Source organism: Mycobacterium sp. SMC-4, from assembly GCF_025263265.1.
GTDB lineage: Bacteria > Actinomycetota > Actinomycetes > Mycobacteriales > Mycobacteriaceae > Mycobacterium.
The window spans coordinates 3852520-3867471 of sequence record NZ_CP079869.1 but is presented as its reverse complement, the minus strand read 5'-3'; the positions used below and the strand labels follow the sequence as shown (position 1 = coordinate 3867471).

Genomic DNA, 14952 nt, shown 5'->3' with positions numbered 1-14952 from the left:
CGTTGTTGTCAGGCGGCGAGTCGGCTGATGGGTGGGTGTCCGCCGAGGGCGGAGTGGCCTCGTTGAGTGTTGTAGCGGTGTAGGAATCGGTCAAGTCCTCGTTTTCGTAGGCTGTTGGATGTCCAGGGGCGGGCGTAGGCCCATTCGTTGAGCAGGGTGCGGTTGAAGCGTTCGGCTTTGCCGTTGGTCCAGGGGCAGCCGGGTTTGATGAACCGGCGTTTGAGTCCCCAGGCCGTGCACACCCAGCCCCAGTTGGTGCCGTGTCGGTAGACCATGGCGTTGTCGGTCAGCAGCCGACGCACCCGCACACCGTGGCTGGCGAACCATTCCAACGCTCGGTGCAAGAATCCCGCGCAGGTCAGGTCTTTCTCGTCGGTGAGTACCTCGCTGTAGGCCAGCCGGGTGTGGTCGTCGATGGCGGTGTGCACGTAGTCGTAGCCGATGCGGGTCTTCTTGTGCCGGTTGGCCACTGACACCGCGGCGTCGCGGCCGTGCAGGCGCCACCCGCCGCCTTTGGGGATGCGGCCCAGCTTCTTGACGTCGACGTGGACCATTGATCCTGGGGTGCGGTGCTCGTAGCGGTTGGGGCTGCGCCGCGACGAGCGCACCGGCTCACCGGTGATCGGGTCGATTGCACTCAAATGCGGTACCTGGTGACGCGCCAGGATCCGTCCCACCGTCGAGGCGTGCATCCCAAGTTCAGCAGCCAGCATGACTGCGCCACGCTTGCGGCGTCGCCGCGCGGCGAGCACCTTCTTCTCGACTCGGTCGCTGGTGCGCCGGGGCATCCGGTGCGGACGCGAGGACCGGTCAGCGAGGGCTTCGTCACCACCTTCGGCGTATCGGCGCAGCCACTTGTAGACCGTGGCCCGCGAAATTCCCAGTTGTTCAGCAACCTGCGCGGGCGGCCAGCCGGCCGCGACACGCTCCACGATCAAGCGACGTGCGAACAGGTTGGTACGGGCGTTAGCGTGAGACACGAGGACCTCCTACGGGTGAATGCCAGACACATCCACTCCGTCAGGAGGTCCTCCCCATTTCAAGCAGGCGCGCCGTCAACAACCTCTCAGGTCACGACACCTAGTCCTCAGCGGCCAGTGTTGCCAATTGCGTCGGCTGATCGTGCCCGCGCAGCGTCACCGCTTCGCCCAGCACCCAGTGCGCCCGCTCGGCCTCGCTGGCACCATTGACCGCGTCGGCCGAGGCAACCAGCAGATGGGCCTCGTTCTTCGCGCGTTCGCACAGTCTCGCCGCCTCGTTGACCGGTTCGCCGATGACCGTGTATTCGAAGCGTTCCTTGGCGCCGACGTTTCCTGCCACCACCTGGCCGGCGGCCACGCCGATGCCTGCCGGGCACTCTGGAACCTCTGCGGCCAGTCTGCGCGTCATCGCGCGGGCCGCGGCGAGCGCCTCGGTTTCGGCGTTTTCCAGGTCGACGGGTGCGCCGAACACCGCCAGGACCGCGTCTCCCTCGAACTTGTTCACCAGGCCGTGATGGTTGTCGACCTCGTCCACGACGACGTCGAAGAACCGGTTGAGCAGCTCGACGACCTCGACCGCCGGCCTGCTCGTGACCAGCTGGGTGGAACCGATGATGTCGACGAAGATGACCGCGGCGTGGCGTTCCTCGCCACCCAGCTCGATCTGTTGTCGTTCGGCGGCCAACGCAACCTCGCGACCGACGTGGCGGCCGAACAGATCGCGCACCCGTTCGCGCTCGCGCAGACCGTGCACCATCGAGTTGAACCCGCGCTGCAACTCACCGAGCTCGGTGCCGTCGAAGACCACCAGATTGCAGTCCAGGTCGCCGTCCTCGACGTGCTTGAGCGCGGTGCGCACGACCCGGACGGGGGTGGCGATCAGCCATGACAACAGCCACATCAGGATCAGACCGAAGATCAAGGAGACGGTGGCGATGATCATCACGGCCAGGCCGAACTGTGTTGCGGTCAGGTTCTTCATCGATACCGCGAACACTGCGAGCAGCAGGATCCCCAGCACCGGAACACCGGAGCTGAGTAACCACACAGTCATGGTTCGGCCCATCACACCGTGGGCCAGCCGGCGGGGCGGACGCCCCGCCTCGAGTGCCTGGGCGGCAACCGGGCGCAGCGCGAACTCGGTGATCATGTAGCACGCCGTGGCCACCACGATGCCCGGAAATCCCACGGCGAACAGGAACCGGGGGATGAAAGCAGCATCGTGCAGGCCATACAACAGCGCCAGTAGCGCCGTTCCGACTCCCCACAGCAGCAGCAACATCTGCGCCACCCGGGCTGGAGCCCGGAACACGTTGTTCTGATCGGCTCGGGTGGGGCTGCGTTCCTCGATCGCCCAGCGCAGCGTGCCGACCGTACGTGAGGTGATCCACGCCGTGCCCAGCACCAGCGCAACTGCCATGTAGGCGGGTACGACGCCGAAGGTCAGCCATGCCGGCGCGTCGGAGAACACGCTCGGAACCGGAATGGCCACCGTGTTGAGCAACAGCGACACCCCGATGCCCAGGATGTTGGTGATGAGGATGAAAACCGTCAGGATGATCTGGATGCGGATGCGCCGGCGGGCTTGACTCTCCTCAGGCCTGCCCAGCAGCCAAGAACCGTAATCCGGGGTTCCAAGCCGCCCGCTCTGCCGGGTCAGTCTTTCCAGCACCCGGCCCAGCCGGTGCGGCACGCTCTTGGTGGCGGTCATCGTCACGTCAGCCTAGTGACACAACATGCGGCATCTATGGTGGTTCGGTGCGTCTTGTCATCGCCCAGTGCACCGTGGACTACGTCGGCCGACTCACCGCGCACCTGCCCTCGGCGCGCCGGCTGCTGCTCTTCAAGGCCGACGGGTCGGTCAGCGTGCACGCCGACGACCGGGCCTACAAGCCGCTGAACTGGATGAGCCCGCCGTGCTGGCTGTCTGAGGACCTGACCGGCGAGGCGAAACTGTGGGTGGTGGAGAACAAGGCCGGGGAGCAACTACGCATCACCGTCGAGGACATCGAGCACGACTCCAGCCACGAGCTCGGAGTGGACCCCGGACTGGTCAAGGACGGTGTCGAGGCTCATCTGCAGGCGTTGCTGGCCGAACACGTCGAACTCCTCGGCGCCGGATACACTTTGGTGCGCCGGGAGTACATGACTCCGATCGGTCCGGTCGATCTGCTCTGCCGCGACGAGCAGGGTCACTCGGTCGCAGTGGAGATCAAGCGCCGCGGGGAGATTGACGGCGTCGAGCAACTCACGCGCTACCTCGAACTGCTCAACCGTGACTCGCTGCTGGCGCCGGTGGCCGGCGTGTTCGCCGCGCAGCAGATCAAGCCACAGGCTAGAACGCTCGCTAATGATCGTGGAATCCGTTGTGTGACATTGGATTACGACAAGATGCGGGGCATGGACAGCGACGAGTTCCGGCTGTTCTGATGGTCAAGCGGCGGGCCCCGCGCAAACGTGCGGCAGCTCGGGCGCCGTTACCGGCGCCGCGCCGTATCGAAGCCGGGCCCGACGGCTGCGACTACGAGGTACACCCGGTCTCGGCCACCCGCGCCACCAAGGTCTACCGGTGCCCGGGGTGTGACCACGAGATCCGGCCCGCGACAGCGCATGTCGTGGTGTGGCCGGCGGGTGGCCCGGTGGGTGTCGAGGATCGCCGGCACTGGCACACCCCGTGCTGGCGCAACCGAGCTACTCGGGGCCCGACCCGACGGTGGTCCTGATCCGGCGCGTCAGTGCGCGGTGTCGGCGGCCGGCTCGACCAGCTCGATCAGCACGCCGCCACCGTCCTTGGGGTGGATGAAGTTGATCCGCGAGTTCGCGGTGCCTCGGCGCGGCTGGTCATAGATCAACCGGATGCCCTGCGCGCGCAGACGCTCGCTCAGGGCGTCGATGTCGCTGACCCGATAGGCGAACTGCTGCAGGCCCGGTCCCCGCTTGTCCAGGAATTTCGCGATGGTGGAGCTGTCGTCGATCGGGGCCATCAGCTGGACCTGCGTGCTGCCGACCGGAGCCCCGCGCACCGAGAGCATCGCCTCACGGATGCCTTGCTCTTCATTGACCTCTTCGTGCAGCACGATCATGCCGAGGTGGTCGTGGTACCACTTGATCGCCTCGTCCAGATCGCGAACGGCGATGCCGACATGGTCGATGGCGGTCACCAGCGCGGTAGCCAGTACCGGGCGGGCGTCAGTCTGCTCGGCGGTCATATCGTAAAGGTAACCTAACAAGATCAGTTTCGAAACGGCCGGTATGCCCGTATAGCCTTTTTCACACTGCTTGAAACAGCTTGGAGGTAGTGATGACGACGTCGGTGATCGTTGCTGGAGCCCGGACTCCGGTGGGAAAGCTCTCGGGATCTCTGAAGGACTTGTCCGGCAGTGACCTGGGCGCCGTGGCGATTGCCGGCGCGCTGGCCAAGGCGTTTCCGAATGTCGACAACGCCGCCGGACTGGTCGAGTACGTGATCATGGGGCAGGTGCTGTCCGCCGGCGCCGGGCAGATGCCAGCGCGCCAGGCCGCCGTCGCCGCGGGCATCCCGTGGGATGTGCCGGCTCTGACCATCAACAAGATGTGCCTGTCGGGCATCGATGCGATCGCATTGGCCGATCAGTTGATCAGGGCCGGTGAATTCGACGTCGTGGTGGCCGGCGGGCAGGAGTCCATGACCCAGGCCCCGCATCTGTTGATGAACAGCCGGTCGGGTTACAAGTACGGCGATGTCACGGTGCTCGATCATCTCGCCTACGACGGTTTGCACGATGTCTTCACCGACCAGCCGATGGGTGCGCTCACCGAGCAGCGCAACGACACCGACGAGTTCACCCGTGCCCAGCAGGATGAATACGCGGCCGGGTCGCACCAGAAGGCCGCCCGGGCGTGGAAAGACGGTGTCTACGCCGATGAGGTGGTACCGGTGAAGATCCCGCAGCGTAAAGGTGATCCGGTCGAGTTCACCGAAGACGAGGGCATCCGCGCCGACACCTCTGCCGAGTCGCTGGCAAGCCTGCGCCCGGCGTTCCGCAAGGACGGCACCATCACCGCCGGCTCAGCCTCGCAGATCTCCGACGGCGCATGCGCGGTCGTGGTGATGAACAAGGCCAAGGCCGAAGAGTTGGGTCTGACCTGGCTGTGCGAGATCGGCGCGCACGGCGTGGTTGCCGGCCCGGACTCCACGCTGCAGAGCCAGCCGGCCAATGCCATCAAGAAGGCTGTCGCCAAAGAAGGCATCTCGGTCGACCAGCTGGATGTCATCGAGATCAACGAGGCGTTCGCTGCGGTAGCCCTGGCCTCGACCAACGAACTCGGGGTCGATGCGAACAAGGTCAACACCAATGGCGGCGCCATCGCGATCGGCCACCCGATCGGGATGTCGGGTGCCCGGATCACGCTGCATGCCGCCCTCGAGCTGGCGCGCAAGGGCACGGGTTACGCGGTTGCGGCGCTCTGCGGCGCCGGCGGTCAGGGTGATGCCCTCATCCTGCGCCGGCCCTGAGACATCAACGACACTTTGTAGTAGCTGGTCTCCGGATCGGGCACAATGGCGCCCATGACACGCGCTTTCGATGTCCGCAGTGCCGCGGCATGGTTCCGACTGGTCGCCTTCGCCGAGGCGGTCAGTTGGGTCGGGTTGCTGGTTGGGATGTATTTCAAGTACCTGGGTTCGCCGCGCACCGAACTCGGTGTGAAGATCTTCGGCCCCGTCCACGGCGCAATCTTTGTGGCTTTCCTGGTTGCCGCGGCATTCGCCGGGCTCGCGCTGCGTTGGCAGGCCGGTACGTGGTTGCTGGTGTTGCTGGCTGGTATCGCGCCACTGGGCAGTGTGATCTTCCTCATATGGGCTGATCGAACGGGTCGGATGGATCTGCGTCCCGGTGCACCCGATGCCGTGGGAAACCGGTCGGACGCCGTGGGTCAGGCACGGCGAACGGTTGCGGAAACGACGTGACAAACTTGGAGTCGTGACTCGTCCTCGACCCCAGATCGGCCCCGCCTTGGCCGGCGCCGTAGACCTGTCGGCACTCAAACAACGCCCCGCCTCCTCTGGTGACGGGGCCGCAGAGGTCACCCCCGGCGGAGTGCAGATCACCGAGGCCAACCTTGAAGCCGAGGTGCTGGCCCGCTCCAACGAGGTCCCCGTGGTGGTCTTGCTGTGGTCACCGCGCAGCGACCCCAGTGTCCAACTCGGCGAGGTGCTGTCGGGCCTGGCGGCCAACGACGGCGGCACGTGGGTGTTGGCGACCGTCAATGTCGACGCCACACCGCGCATCGCGCAGATGTTCGGGGTGCAGGCCGTGCCGACGGTCGTGGCCTTGGCTGCCGGTCAGCCACTGTCGAGCTTCCAGGGCATGCAACCCCCGGATCAGCTTCGCCGCTGGATCGACTCGTTGCTCGGTGCCACCGCCGGAAAGCTCAGCGGTTCCGCCGAACCCGACACCGAGCAGGTCGACCCCGCGGTGACGCAGGCGCGTGAGTACCTCGACCAAGGTGACTTCGACTCGGCACGGTCGGCCTACCAGGCAATCCTCGAGGCCGATCCCAACCATGCCGAGGCCAAGGGCGCGGTCCGCCAAATCAGCTTCCTGCAGCGCGCGACCGCGCACCCGCAGAATGCCGTGGAGCTCGCCGACGCAGCACCCCAGGACATCGAGGCAGCTTTCGCGGCCGCCGACGTCGAGGTGCTGCAACAGAATGTCGCTGCCGCATTCGCCCGGCTCACCGCTTTGGTGAAGAGCACAGCCGGCGATGACCGGGCTACAGTGCGCTCGCGGCTGGTCGAATTGTTCGACCTGTTCGATCCTGCCGACCCCGAGGTCATTGCCGGTCGGCGCAACCTGGCCAACGCCCTGTACTGACGACCTCGGCCAGCCGAATCAGGGGCGCTCGGGCTCGAACCACACCGCCGAGAGCGGGGGAAGCACCATCACCGCCGATGCCGGCCGCCCATGCCACGGCTCGTCGGTCGCCTCGACCGCACCGTAGTTGCCTATGCCTGCACCGTGATAGACGTCGGAGTCGGTGTTGAGTACTTCGCGCCACATCCCTGCATGCGGCAGCCCCAACCGGTACCGCGTGTGCTCGGTTCCGGAAAAGTTGAACACGCACGCCATCATCGAGCCGTCGTCGCCGAAGCGCAGGAAGCTCAGCACGTTGTTGGCCGAGTCGTTGGCATCGATCCACGAGTAACCTTCGGGCTGGGTATCGCGGGACCATAGCGCGCGCCGACTCCGGTAGATGTCGTTGGCGTCGGTGAGCATACGCAGGATGCCGTCAGAGAATCCCCGCTCGTCGAGCTGGAACCAGTCGACACCACGCTCTTCGGACCACTCCGCGCGTTGACCGAATTCCTGGCCCATGAACAACAACTGCTTGCCCGGGTGGGCCCACTGGTAGGCCAGCAGACTCCTGATCCCGGCGGCCTTCATGTGGTCGTTGCCCGGCATGCGGCCCCACAGGGTGCCCTTGCCGTGCACGACCTCGTCGTGGCTGATCGGTAGCACGTAGTTCTCGCTGAACGCGTAGAGCATCGAGAAGGTGATCTCGTGGTGGTGGTAGCTGCGGTGGATCGGGTCACGTTTGATGAACTCAAGCGTGTCGTTCATCCATCCCATGTTCCACTTCATCGAAAAGCCAAGGCCGCCAAGGTTGGTCGGCCGTGTCACGCCCGGCCACGATGTCGACTCCTCGGCGATCGTGACGATGCCCGGGTTGATCTTGTGCACCGTGGCGTTCATCTCCTGCAGGAATTGCACCGCCTCGAGGTTCTCCCGCCCGCCGTGGATGTTCGGTGTCCAGCCGCCCTCTGGCCGCGAGTAGTCCAGGTAGAGCATGGACGCCACGGCATCGACGCGCAGACCGTCGATGTGGTACTCCTGCAACCAGTACAGCGCGTTGGCGACCAGGAAATTGCGAACTTCGGCCCGTCCGAAGTCGAAGACGTATGTTCCCCAGTCCAGTTGCTCACCGCGACGGGGGTCGCCGTGCTCGTAGAGCGCCGTGCCGTCGAATCGGCCCAGCGCCCAGGCATCTTTCGGGAAATGCGCCGGCACCCAGTCGACGAGGACGCCGATCCCGGCTTGGTGCAGTCTGTCGACGAGATACCGGAACTCGTCGGGGTTGCCGAATCTCGACGAGGGGGCGTAGTACGACGTGACCTGATAACCCCATGATCCGCCGAACGGATGCTCGGCGACGGGGAGCATCTCGACATGTGTGAAGCCGTGCTCCACAACGTATTCGGTGAGCTGCTCGGCCAACTCCAGATAACTCAGTCCGGGCCGCCATGAACCCAGGTGCACCTCGTAGGTGCTCATCGGCTCGAACACCGGGTTACGCAGCGTCCGCCCCGACATCCACTCCTCGTCGGTCCAGGTGTAGTCGCTGGTGAACACCCGGGATGCGGTCTGCGGGGGCACCTCGGTTGCGAAGGCCATCGGGTCGGCGCGATCGGTGACCGCACCGTCGGCCCCGTGGACGCGAAATTTGTACAGTCCGCCGTCGGGGAAGCCGGGCCAGAACAGTTCCCACACACCGGTGGAACCCAGCACCCGCATCTGGGCCTCGTCACCCCAGTGGTTGAAGTCACCGGTCACGCTCACGCCCTTGGCGTTGGGCGCCCACACCGCGAACGACACGCCCTGCACGACGCCGTCGGCCGTGGTGAAGCTGCGCGGATGGGCTCCGAGTACCTCCCATAGCCGCTCATGTCGCCCCTCGGCGAACAGATGCAGATCCATCTCGCCGAGCGTCGGCAGAAAGCGGTAGGCATCGGCGACGGTGTGTACGAAGGCCGACTCGTCCTCGGAGTAACTGATTTCGAGCCGGTAATCGATGAGGTCGGTGAAGGAAACCGCCACGGCGAACAATCCGGCTTCGATATGGCTGAGGGGGTAGCGCGCATCGCCGATGACGACATTGACCTTGACCGCGTGTGGCCGGTAGACGCGGATGACGGTGTGGTCGTCATACTCATGGGCACCGAGGACCGAATGCGGGTCATGGTGTTCGCCGGCGAGCAGGCGATTGAGGTCGGAGGTGTGCGGCCGCAGGTGCGGGCTGTCGATGGTCTTGGTCAGGCCGGACGCGTTGGTCATTGGTCACTCCCTACGCAGCAGGTTGAGTCGTTGGTCGGCGGGGATCTGGGGCATGTTGAGCACGTGGGCCACCGCGCGGGCGGGTTCGAGCCGCACGTAATTGCCCTGTCCCCACTGGTATTCCTCTCCGGTGATCTCATCGCGTACCCAGAACCGGTCTTGTTGCTCCATACCCAGCGCGCCCATGTCAAGCCACAGGGTGCCCTCCTCGGGCCCGAACGGATTGAGGGTGATCACCACCAGCACTTGGTCCCCGGAGATGGGGTCGAACTTGCTGTAGGCCAGCAATGCGTCGTTGTCGATGTGGTGGAAGGTGATGGGGCGCATCTGCTGCAGGGCCGGGTGGATGCGTCGGATCTCGTTGAGCCGGGTGATGAACGGTTCCAGAGATTCGCCGTCGGCCAGTGCGGCGTCGAAGTCACGTGGTCGTAGTTCGTATTTTTCGGAGTTGAGGTACTCCTCACTGCCTTCGCGGACAGCACGGTGCTCGAAAAGTTCGTAGCCGGAATACATTCCCCATGTCGGGCTCATCGTCGATGCCAGCGCCGCGCGGATGGCGAACATTCCCGGCCCGCCGTGCTGCAGGCTCTCATGCAGGATGTCGGGGGTGTTGACCCACAGGCTCTGGCGCGAGTAGTCGGCGTGTTCGGCGAGCTGCTCACCGAATTCGGTGATCTCCCATTTCGCGGTTCGCCAGGTGAAATAGGTGTAGGACTGCGTGAAACCCAGCTTGGCCAGGCCGAACAGGCGGGCCGGACGAGTGAACGCCTCGGACAGGAACAGGACGTCGGGGTCGATGTTCTTTACTTCACCGATCAGCCAAGCCCAGAAGTTCGGCGGCTTGGTGTGCGGGTTGTCCACCCGAAAAATCTTGACGCCGTGCGTAATCCAGAACTTGACGACCCGCAACACCTCCTCGTACAACCCGGCGGGGTCGTTGTCGAAGTTCAGTGGATAGATATCCTGGTACTTCTTCGGCGGGTTCTCGGCGTAGGCGATCGTCCCGTCGGGCAGCACGGTGAACCATTCGGGGTGCTCTCGGGCCCACGGGTGGTCGGGTGCGCACTGCAACGCGAGATCCAACGCGACTTCCAGCCCATCGTCACCGGCCGCGGAGACGAATTCGTCAAAATCGTCGATCGTGCCCAGATCGGGGTGCACGGCGTCGTGGCCGCCTTCGTCGCTGCCGATCGCCCACGGAGAGCCGACGTCGTGCGGGCCGGCGGTGACGCTGTTGTTGCGTCCCTTGCGGTGCACCTTCCCGATCGGGTGGATCGGGGGCAGGTAGGCGATGTCGAATCCCATTCTGGCGATCCGGGGCAGTGCTTTGGTCGCGGTGGCAAAGGTGCCGTGGACGGGATGGCCGGCGCTGTCCCAGCCGCCGGTCGAGCGTGGAAAGAACTCGTACCACGAGCTGAAGCGGGCCAGCGGGCGATCCACCCAGATGCCGTACTGCTGACCGCGGGTCACAAGTTCACGCAGCGGATACTGCTCCACCAGCTCGGTCACCTCGTCGGCCAGCGCTGCACCGGCGCGGTAGAACGGGTCACCGGGTTCGCGCAGCCGGGCGGCGGCCTCGGCAAGCGGATAGCGATCCTGGCGGGGAACGCCGGTGGACGCGCGCTCCAACAGCTTGGCGCCGACCAGCAGATCGTTGTTGAGCTCACCCTCGCTCTGGCCGGCCTCCAGTTTGGCGGTGACGTTCTTGCGCCACGTCGCGATCGGATCACCCCAGCCGTCGATCCGGAAGGTCCACAGGCCCACCGCGTCGGGACAGAACTGGCCGTGGAAAACGTCGGGTGTACGGCCTGTCGTCATCGGCAGCGCACTCGGGCGCACCCGCGCCGGTGCGTTGACCACGTCCTGAATCGGTACCGCCTCCGGCGAGCGGACCCGGCCCGGCGGTTCGTCGGCCAACGGGGGATAACCGGCACCGTGATAGCGCACCACCAGGGTGGCTGCCACCGCGTCGTGGCCCTCACGCCAGACCGTGGCACTCACCGGGACGATCTCGCCGACGACGGCTTTGGCGGGAAACCGTCCGCCCGATACCACCGGAGCGACATCGTCGATTTCGATCCGACCGGCGGTCACTGGCACCACTCCCTACCACTCGTTCGCCTCGTGCGGCACCCGCCGCTTATGTCTGTGCTGTGTCGCTGACGGTTCGTGTTCGGCGCGACAACTCCTTCGCGGCCTATACCCACCGTAGTGTCGCGCTCAACCCTTCGAAGTGCACTGCGAAGGTTTGCAGACGGCGGTGAAATCCCCGCGACCGCCCATCGCGGTGGCTGACGACAGTAAGGTGAACTCGCGTGAAAGCCCTCCGCAGGTTCACTGTCCGCGCCCACCTTCCCGACCAGCTCACCGCACTCGAGCGGCTCTCCGTCAACTTGCGGTGGTCGTGGGACAAGCCCACGCAGGATCTCTTCGAGACCATCGACCCGCAGCTCTGGGATGCCGTCGGAGCCGACCCCGTCGGCCTGCTCGGCCAAGTCAGTCCGGCGCGGCTGGCCGAACTGGCCACCGACGAGTCGTTCGTCAGCCGGCTCAACACCCTGGCCGCCGACCTGGACGACTATCTGACCAGGCCGCTCTGGTATCAGCAGCTGGCGGCCTCCACCAGTGACCAGGAAGGCGACCACGACGTCGTTCTCCCCAACGGCATTGCGTACTTTTCCATGGAATTCGGCGTCGTCGAGGTACTGCCGAACTACTCCGGCGGCCTGGGCATCCTCGCCGGCGACCATCTCAAGTCGGCCTCGGATCTCGGCCTGCCGCTGATTGCGGTGGGGTTGCACTACGGATCGGGGTACTTTCGGCAGTCCCTGACCGCCGACGGCTGGCAACACGAGAACTATCCGATGCTCGACCCGCAGGGGCTGCCACTGCGACTGCTCACCCACTCCGACGGTGCTGCGGTCCTGATCGATCTCGCCCTGCCTGGTGACGCCACACTGCACGCGCGGATCTGGGTCGCCCAGGTCGGCCGGATCCCGCTGCTGCTGCTCGACTCGAACATCCCGGAGAATGACCACGACCTGCGCGGGGTGACCGACCGGCTCTACGGTGGCGACCAGGAGCACCGAATGCGACAGGAGATCCTGGCCGGGATCGGCGGGGTGCGTGCGATCCGGGCATTCACCGAGGTCGAGGGTCTTCCGGCGCCGGAGGTCTTCCACATGAACGAGGGCCACGCCGGTTTCCTCGGTGCCGAGCGGATCCGGGAGTTGATCGAGGTGGGCCTCGATTTCGACACCGCACTCGCGGTGGTCCGTGCGTCGACGGTGTTCACCACCCACACCCCGGTACCCGCCGGGATCGACCGCTTCCCGCTCGACCTCGTCGAGCACTACTTCGGGCACGACGCCGGGGCGGTGGGCTCACGCCTGCTGCCCGGAGTTCCGCTGGATCGCATCCTGGCCTTCGGCGCCGAGGACGATCCGACAAAGTTCAACATGGCGCATATGGGATTGCGCCTGGCGCAACGCGCCAACGGGGTGTCCCTGCTGCATGGCCAGGTCAGCCGGAAGATGTTCAGCGATCTGTGGCCGGGCTTCGACGCCGCCGAGGTCCCCATCGGTTCGATCACCAACGGTGTGCACGCACCGACATGGGCGGCCCCCCAGTGGCTGGATCTGGGGCGTGAGCTGCTCGGAACCGACGATCTCACGATGCTGCGCGAACCGGAGCGATGGCAGGGGCTAAATCGTGTCGATCCTGGACACCTGTGGTGGATCAGATCGCAACTGCGCGCGGAACTGATCGACGACGTCCGCGCCCGACTTCGCCGGTCCTGGCTGGAGCGGGGCGCGCCGGCCGCCGAATTGGGTTGGACAGCAACCGCATTCGATCCCGACGTGCTGACGATCGGTTTCGCTCGACGGGTGCCGACCTATAAGCGGCTGACGCTGATGTTGCGTGACCCCCAGCGCCTGGCAAAAATCCTGCTCGACCCCGAGCGCCCCGTTCAGCTCATCGTCGCGGGCAAGTCCCACCCGGCCGACGAGGGTGGTAAGGCGTTGATCCAGCAGGTCGTGCGCTTCGCCGACCGTGAGGACCTGCGTCACCGGATCGTCTTTCTGCCCGATTACGACATGTCGATGGCGCGCACGCTCTACCACGGCTGCGATGTCTGGCTGAACAACCCGCTGCGGCCCCTGGAGGCCTGCGGTACCTCGGGAATGAAGAGTGCGCTCAACGGTGGGCTGAACCTGTCGATCCGCGACGGCTGGTGGGACGAGTGGTTCGACGGCGACAACGGATGGGAGATTCCGACCGCGGACGGGCTGATCGACGAGAGTCGGCGCGACGACCTGGAGGCCGCGGCACTCTACGACATCCTCGAGCGGGCCGTGGTGCCCCGGTTCTACGACCGTGACGAGCACGGTATCCCCATCCGGTGGGTGGAGATGGTCCGTCACACCCTCGAGGTGCTCGGTCCGAAGGTGCTGGCGTCGCGGATGGTGCGTGACTACACCGAGAAGTACTACCTGCCCGCGGCACGCGCGTTGCGGATGTCGATCGAGCCGGGGCAGTCCGCACCGGAGTTCAACGTGCCCTTCGGCGCTGCGCGTGAGCTCGCCGACTACCGCCGCCGCGTCGCACGAGCCTGGCCACATGTGCGGGTCTCAGACGTCGACAGCTCGGGACTACCGGACACGCCGTTGCTCGGTTCGGAGCTGACGCTGACCGCGATGGTGCACCTGGACGGTCTGCAGCCCGATGAGGTCGCGGTTCAGGCGCTGCTCGGGCGCGTCGATACCAGCGACACGTTGGTGGAGCCCGTGATGGTGCCGATGACCCACGCCGGTACCGCAGGCGATGGCCGGCACAGCTTCACCGCGACTGCGCCGTTGCCGGTGACCGGCTCGGTCGGGTACACGGTCCGGGTACTGCCGCACCATCGGCTGTTGGCCGGCGACAACGAGTTGGGGCTCGTGGCATTCGCGTGACGGAAGCGCTGCAGGTTGCCGTCGACGGCGGTCCGTACGGACTCGCGACCGGTGCCGACGGTGCGCTGTGGGTGACGTTGGTGGACGCAGGTGCCATCGCGCGGGTCACCGGCAGTGCCGAGGTGACGGTGTATCCGGTCGCGCCCGACAGCCGCCCCGCGATCATCACCGCCGGCCCGGACGGTGCGATGTGGTTCACCCGCTCCGGCGACGACCACATCGGGCGCATCACCACCGAGGGTGAACTGAGCGCATTCGAACTCGCCGCGGACAGCCGGCCCTACGGCATCACGGCCGGTCCCGACGGTGCGCTCTGGTTCACCATGACCACCGCCGGCGCCATCGGCCGGATGTCGGTCGACGGTGACCTACGCGACCGATATCCGGTCGGCGGCGGCCCGTCGATGATCGTCACCGGCCCCGACAACGCGCTCTGGTTCACGTTGAACGGAGCCGGTGCCATCGGTCGGCTGACTGTCTCGGGCGCGTTGAGCACCCGCGAAACCCCCACTCCCGCATCGGGCCCGGTCGGGATCGCCGCCACCCACGACGATGCCGTGTGGTTCACCGAGATCCTCGCCGACCGACTGGGCAGGATCCCGATGCATGACGCGATCCAGGAAATCGAGTTGCCGGGCAAACCGCAGGCGGTGCTCGCCGATCCGCACGACGGGGTGTGGGTGAGCTTGTGGGGTTCCAGTCAGCTTGCCCGGGTCAGTGGCGACGGCGACATCGCCATCGTCGACCTGCCGCCGGGCTGCGAGCCCCACGGGCTCGCAGCCGATGCCGACGGTGCGATCTGGGCGGCGTTAGAGGCGGGCTTCGTGGTGCGGCTGCCCGGCTGAGCGATCCTGCCGGTACCCGATTGGGGGTGGGAGCGGCGCGGTAGGTTCCGAAGCGTTGCTAACGATCGGAAGGCAGTGC

The 14952-nt window shown here is 65.9% G+C and carries 12 protein-coding genes; 7 read left to right on the top strand and 5 right to left on the bottom strand.

Annotation, left to right across the window (positions count from 1 at the left end; all coding sequences use genetic code 11):
* Window positions 1-8: 8 nt before the first annotated feature.
* On the bottom strand, window positions 9-980 hold the full coding sequence (locus KXD98_RS18275; protein ID WP_064898557.1) for an IS481 family transposase: 972 nt from the start codon (window positions 978-980) through the stop codon (window positions 9-11).
* 100 nt (window positions 981-1080) lie between these two features.
* Complete coding sequence (locus KXD98_RS18270; RefSeq protein WP_260759761.1) at window positions 1081-2691, bottom strand: adenylate/guanylate cyclase domain-containing protein; 1611 nt, start codon at window positions 2689-2691, stop codon at window positions 1081-1083.
* 47 nt (window positions 2692-2738) lie between these two features.
* On the opposite strand from KXD98_RS18270, the gene nucS reads away from it, so the two are divergent.
* Together nucS and KXD98_RS18260 are read left to right on the top strand one after the other, a co-directional pair.
* Window positions 2739-3410 (top strand): endonuclease NucS, encoded by a 672-nt coding sequence (nucS, locus tag KXD98_RS18265; RefSeq protein WP_260759760.1) that lies wholly within the window; start codon window positions 2739-2741, stop codon window positions 3408-3410.
* The gene (locus KXD98_RS18260) at window positions 3410-3703 is read left to right on the top strand and encodes a hypothetical protein (RefSeq protein ID WP_260759759.1); all 294 of its coding nucleotides are present in this window, start codon (window positions 3410-3412) and stop codon (window positions 3701-3703) included. Before nucS ends, KXD98_RS18260 begins: the two co-directional genes overlap by 1 nt.
* 9 nt (window positions 3704-3712) lie before the next feature.
* Here KXD98_RS18260 and mce read toward each other — a convergent pair whose 3' ends face one another.
* Window positions 3713-4189, bottom strand: coding sequence for a methylmalonyl-CoA epimerase (gene mce, locus KXD98_RS18255; protein ID WP_260759758.1), 477 nt, complete (start codon window positions 4187-4189; stop codon window positions 3713-3715).
* Between the two features lie 92 nt (window positions 4190-4281).
* On the opposite strand from mce, the gene KXD98_RS18250 reads away from it, so the two are divergent.
* The 3 genes from KXD98_RS18250 to KXD98_RS18240 are packed head-to-tail and all read left to right on the top strand — an operon-like array spanning window position 4282 to window position 6835.
* Window positions 4282-5475 (top strand): acetyl-CoA C-acetyltransferase, encoded by a 1194-nt coding sequence (locus tag KXD98_RS18250; RefSeq protein ID WP_260759757.1) that lies wholly within the window; start codon window positions 4282-4284, stop codon window positions 5473-5475.
* A 45-nt stretch (window positions 5476-5520) separates the two neighbouring features.
* Window positions 5521-5928: a DUF3817 domain-containing protein gene (locus tag KXD98_RS18245; protein WP_260759756.1), complete on the top strand. Its 408-nt coding sequence runs from the start codon at window positions 5521-5523 to the stop codon at window positions 5926-5928.
* Between the two features lie 13 nt (window positions 5929-5941).
* Window positions 5942-6835, top strand: coding sequence for a tetratricopeptide repeat protein (locus tag KXD98_RS18240; protein ID WP_260759755.1), 894 nt, complete (start codon window positions 5942-5944; stop codon window positions 6833-6835).
* Window positions 6836-6853: 18 nt separating this feature from the next.
* Here the strand turns inward: KXD98_RS18240 and glgB are convergent, their stop codons facing one another.
* Both glgB and KXD98_RS18230 read right to left on the bottom strand, forming a co-directional pair.
* Window positions 6854-9073, bottom strand: coding sequence for a 1,4-alpha-glucan branching protein GlgB (glgB, locus tag KXD98_RS18235; RefSeq protein ID WP_260759754.1), 2220 nt, complete (start codon window positions 9071-9073; stop codon window positions 6854-6856).
* Window positions 9074-9076: 3 nt separating this feature from the next.
* The gene (locus KXD98_RS18230) at window positions 9077-11167 is read right to left on the bottom strand and encodes an alpha-1,4-glucan--maltose-1-phosphate maltosyltransferase (protein WP_260759753.1); all 2091 of its coding nucleotides are present in this window, start codon (window positions 11165-11167) and stop codon (window positions 9077-9079) included.
* A 221-nt stretch (window positions 11168-11388) separates the two neighbouring features.
* Between KXD98_RS18230 and glgP the strand changes: the two genes are divergently transcribed.
* Both glgP and KXD98_RS18220 read left to right on the top strand, forming a co-directional pair.
* Window positions 11389-14028 carry an alpha-glucan family phosphorylase gene (gene glgP, locus KXD98_RS18225; RefSeq protein ID WP_260759752.1) on the top strand — a complete coding sequence of 880 codons (2640 nt, stop codon included), beginning with the start codon at window positions 11389-11391 and terminating at the stop codon, window positions 14026-14028.
* Entirely contained in the window at window positions 14025-14873 is an 849-nt protein-coding gene (locus tag KXD98_RS18220) for a virginiamycin B lyase (RefSeq protein WP_260759751.1), read from the top strand. The genes glgP and KXD98_RS18220 overlap by 4 nt, the downstream gene beginning before the upstream one ends.
* The last annotated feature ends 79 nt before the right edge of the window (window positions 14874-14952 follow it).

Coding starts and splice junctions, on each gene's coding strand:
- KXD98_RS18270 (WP_260759761.1), bottom strand. CDS start 2,691: ATGACCGCCACCAAGAGCGTGCCGCACCGGCTGGGCCGGGTGCTGGAA.
- KXD98_RS18260 (WP_260759759.1), top strand. CDS start 3,410: ATGGTCAAGCGGCGGGCCCCGCGCAAACGTGCGGCAGCTCGGGCGCCG.
- mce (WP_260759758.1), bottom strand. CDS start 4,189: ATGACCGCCGAGCAGACTGACGCCCGCCCGGTACTGGCTACCGCGCTG.
- KXD98_RS18250 (WP_260759757.1), top strand. CDS start 4,282: ATGACGACGTCGGTGATCGTTGCTGGAGCCCGGACTCCGGTGGGAAAG.
- KXD98_RS18245 (WP_260759756.1), top strand. CDS start 5,521: ATGGCGCCCATGACACGCGCTTTCGATGTCCGCAGTGCCGCGGCATGG.
- glgB (WP_260759754.1), bottom strand. CDS start 9,073: ATGACCAACGCGTCCGGCCTGACCAAGACCATCGACAGCCCGCACCTG.